Source organism: Brasilonema sp. UFV-L1, assembly GCF_012912105.1.
Lineage (GTDB): Bacteria > Cyanobacteriota > Cyanobacteriia > Cyanobacteriales > Nostocaceae > Brasilonema.
The window spans coordinates 1-1,221 of record NZ_QMEA01000295.1 but is presented as its reverse complement, the minus strand read 5'-3'; the positions used below and the strand labels follow the sequence as shown (position 1 = coordinate 1,221).

Genomic DNA, 1,221 nt, shown 5'->3' with positions numbered 1-1,221 from the left:
TTACAGAATACGCGGGGAGAAAGCAGAGAATCTTGAGAGTGCGATCGCTTCTTACTCTGCAGCTTTGTCTGTTTATTCCCGCGAAAGCTTTCCCCAAAACCATGCTGAGACTGCGTTTAATTTGGGTTTAGCTTACATTGATGCTGAACGGTATGCGGATGCTTACAACATTTTTCAATCTGCCATCGACACTGTAGAATTTCTGCGGGGTGAAATTGTCTCTGGTGATGAAATCAAACAAAAACACGCGGAAGAATGGAACTCGCTTTATCGCCAGATGGTAGAAGTGTGCCTGAAATTAGGATACGACGATCAGGCAATGGAATATATTGAGCGTAGCAAAACGCGTAACTTGGTGGAACTGATAGCAAGTCAAAAGCGTTCTCAGCCATTGCAAGAACTCGACAAAAAAATTGCTGAAGAAAAGCGTCGTCTAGAAACAGTAGAAAACCCAGATACAACACACCTCAACCAACTCCGTCAACAACGAGAAGAGTTAATCGGGCAAGTCATCCCCTTGGAATACATCCGCTTTGCCGAAATTCCAGAACTTGTGGATGAGTACACTGCTATTTTGCAATGGTATATTTTTGGTGATTGCTTTCGCGCTTTTATCATCACCCACAACAATCAACAGCCGATAATTTGGCAATCTTCCCAGCAAGATGTCAAAGATTTACAGAATTGGAAAGATGAGTATTTAAAAACTTACACCACCGATAAACCACGCTGGCGATTTCAACTGGCTACCGAACTGAGCAAGTTAGCTGAGATTCTACATATTAATGATATTCTCAACCTCATACCATCTTCTTGCGAAGCTTTAATTCTCGTACCTCATCGCTACCTGCATTTGTTACCGCTTCATGCTTTACCAGTTTGCGGGGAGGGAGAGAGTTATCTTTTGGATAAGTTTTCTGGTGGAGTGAGATATGCGCCGAGTTGTCAGTTGTTGAAATTAGCCAAATCTCGGAACTCCTCACTCAAAACCTCACCCTCGCTTTTAGCTTCGCTAAAATCTTTCCCTCTCCTTGGTAAGGAGAGGGATGCCCGACAGGGCAGGGTGAGGTTCCCAACGGGTACGACACGAAAATCTTTCCCTCTCCTTAGTAAGGAGAGGGATGCCCGACAGGGCAGGGTGAGGTTCCCTCTCCTTGGTAAGGAGAGGGATGCCCGACAGGGCAGGGTGAGGTTCCCTCTCCTTGGTAAGGAGAGGGATGC

At 45.5% G+C, this 1,221-nt stretch carries 1 pseudogene; it reads left to right on the top strand.

Going from position 1 to position 1,221, the window contains the following annotated elements:
• Positions 1-1,221 (top strand): annotated as a pseudogene (locus tag DP117_RS34225) (hypothetical protein); the annotation flags it as partial.